The organism is Ideonella sp. P3_A4 (assembly GCF_056403075.1).
On record NZ_JBFUGE010000708.1, the window covers coordinates 1 to 2,865 of the forward strand.

A 2,865-nucleotide genomic window follows, 5' to 3' on the forward strand; every position below is an offset into this window, starting at 1 on the left:
CACCGGCCCTAWGCGACGCGCAGCTAAGCAGCTTGTTAGCTGACGCCCTGTCGGCAACTCTATCGGCGGATGAGGCACCGTCTGCGGCGATTCTTATAGCGCCCGTGATAGCTACACAAAAGCAGCGCTTGACGACTGAACTCCATGAAGTCGCCATTGCGCGGTGTTTGCACTGGATTGAAATCGCAGGCGACGCGCCACTCGCGGTCCAGGCTCTCGGCGAGCTAGCCACCCTTGTCACGGCAGATAAGCTCGACGCGCAGATTGCCCGCCTACTGCCCCTGGTTGGCGCGATTCGCGTATCGGCGCCTCTCAGCATGCCGGACGGAATCAGGACGTTCGAGCTAGCGATGCAGCAGACTAGGCGTTCGGCGGCTCTTGCAACTCTTGAGATTCTGGCGATCCGCAACCTCCCGCCTGATTCGTATCAGCTGCGTTTGGCTTCCGCACTGGCGCCGTTGCTGGCCGAGAGTCTCTACTGGGWGATTCACCCACTCGTACGGATATTGCCTCTGATTCAAACCGATGCACAGCATGGGATCGCCATGCGCTGCTATCAACTCGCCTGCCAACTGCCCACGGCGAACAATCGCACCCACGCGCTGATGCCACTGGCAAAGGCAGTCACCTCACCGCTGCGCCTGACGTTCGTGCGCGAAGGCCTAGTCAACGCACGATTCATTGAGGACGAATATTCTCGCTGTCTGACGTTGGTAGCCCTCTTTGCCACACTGCCTGCAAAAGGGAAGGAGGAAAGCATCGCAGCATTGCTGCTCGACATCAATCAGATTGGCTACGTCCTGCACAGAGGACAGGTGCTATTGGATCTTGCGAAACACATGCCGCGAATGTCCGAGCTCGCCGATAAGGGTCTTCGACTTATTCGAATGGCAGAGGACACTGGAAATCGCGTCAGCACTCTGCTCAGGGAGATCCCGGCGCTTCCTCAGCTGATGCGCGAGGGCGTGTTTCGGGAGTGTTTGCAGCAAATTCTTGGCCAATCGGATGTGACGAGCCGAATTCATATCAGCATGGCGGCGCGGTACGCTAGCGACTACTGGACGGCAACCGACCTTCAGGCTGCACGTCGTACGCTTGATGGCGCCGCCAGGTCATTCGAGCGAGCGCACGCGCTCGTTGGCCTGCTGCCTGTAGCCGCCAGACTTGGTGCACAAGATATCGTCGATGACGCATTTGACGAGATCTCACGACAAGAGGATCCGAACGGCCGTTTGTCACACATGGTCCACGCCGCAACCTTCGTACCAGTGGGAGATCCGCGACGTGACTGGTTGAACCAGAGTTGGCATCAGGCTGCAAGCTCTAGCAGCCTAAGAATCAGCACCCTCATCGACGGCTACGAGGTCATGGACGCTGCTGACCAGGTTGTCGCCTGGCCCCTGCTCAAGGTCAGGGCGATAGCTTCTCCGGAGGCAGGGCGCTCGCTTGCGCGCTTGTCGACCATCACGACAAGCCATCTGGAGCGGGCGGAGTTGCTCAGGGCGGCTCTTTCAGCATGCGCCAGCAGCAACGCCGAAGAGCGCGTGCCTGCGGCGGCGAACATTGCTCTGGCCTGCAGGACGCGAGAGGACCAATTCCAAGCATTCGACCTGATGACCGCAACACCTTCGGTCTCCCGCAATACCTTATTGTCGGCCGTGCGCATCGCCGGCCCCGTACTTGCCGAAGCTGGAGCATCATCATTGACGCTGGCATTGATGGGCGATGTGCGGGAATGCTCAGCCTGGTGGCCGTAGCAACAATGGACACTCTGTTCTCGGTTGTTAGTGYCTGCGTGGTGCTCACGGCATGTGCGCCAAGTGCCGATTCCGCAGCCGCTTCCAGAGGATCATCCCCGGCTGCTTTGACTTCCGCGACGCAACAGGTCGACTTTGACTTGCCCTTGCAGACCACGGTCGGCACGCTCGTCTGCCCACTGTCGGCGGCCATGGACCCCAGAGAAAGTCATGGCCTCCAGGCGGCCATGCGGAGCCGCCTATCGGTGTTTGGTCGGCGCGAGGAAGCGCAAAAGGCTGGATGCGACGAATGGCGGGCGGGCCTGCCCATTCAGATCGACGCATCGGAAATCGAACGCGCCAAGCAAATGCAAGCGAACCGCAAGTGCGGCATGCTGTCCATGCAGACTGTGTATGTCTTTTCATGCGACCTGGCAAACGTGCCCGGCGTGGTGGAGGCCGCCCGTCGAGCATCTGCGGCTGACATGGCTACAGGAACTACCGAGCGCGACCAGCCCACAACGATCACCCCGTCTGCGCAATCTAGCTCGGCGGCGATTGCTGCCGAGCCTAGCCAAGAATCATCTGCCGCGATGAATGACGCACCTATGGAGGCGGCTGCGAAGACATCGGCCAGCGCAGTCGAGGCGGCGCCCTCGTCCGGGCAAGATGGTACCGGCGAGGAAAGCCGATAGCCTTGGCTGGGGTCAGCAATTGGTCTGATCGAGTTTTCACCACGAGGCAACGCACGGCCTCGGACCAGTTGGATCAGCTGCCAACGATGCGTATTTAGAGTGGGATGAGCGACCGGATTGCGCGCGTGAGCGCAAGGCCCGTGGCGACTACTGAAAGACCGGAACCGCTGCAAGCGGCCAAGCCCCCTGCGAGCCGTTTCATGCCAGATTGATCTTCGCCACACGCGCCGCGTGCCGCCCGCCTTCGAACGTGGCGCCAAGGAACGCGTCCACGATGTCGATCGCCGTGCCTTCGCCCACGACGCGCGCGCCGATGCAAAGCACGTTGGCGTCATTGTGCTGGCGGGACATTCGCGCACTCAAGGGCTCGCTGCACACCACCGCGCGCACCGCGGCGTGTCGATTCGCCGCGATGGACATGCCCATGCCTGTCC

Annotated in this window: 3 protein-coding genes; 2 read left to right on the plus strand and 1 reads right to left on the minus strand. The window is 61.0% G+C overall.

Features of this window, described 5'->3' with window-relative positions:
- The first annotated feature begins 128 nt into the window (after positions 1-128).
- Together AC1DYI_RS31520 and AC1DYI_RS31525 are read left to right on the plus strand one after the other, a co-directional pair.
- Positions 129-1,757, plus strand: coding sequence for a hypothetical protein (locus tag AC1DYI_RS31520; RefSeq protein WP_477208054.1), 1,629 nt, complete (start codon positions 129-131; stop codon positions 1,755-1,757).
- A gap of 146 nt (positions 1,758-1,903) precedes the next feature.
- On the plus strand, positions 1,904-2,431 hold the full coding sequence (locus AC1DYI_RS31525) for a hypothetical protein (protein WP_477208055.1): 528 nt from the start codon (positions 1,904-1,906) through the stop codon (positions 2,429-2,431).
- A gap of 198 nt (positions 2,432-2,629) precedes the next feature.
- On the opposite strand, the gene AC1DYI_RS31530 is transcribed toward AC1DYI_RS31525, so the two are convergent.
- Positions 2,630-2,865, minus strand: a 236-nt coding sequence (locus tag AC1DYI_RS31530) for an RpiB/LacA/LacB family sugar-phosphate isomerase (RefSeq protein ID WP_477208056.1), incomplete at its 5' end; no start/stop codon positions are given.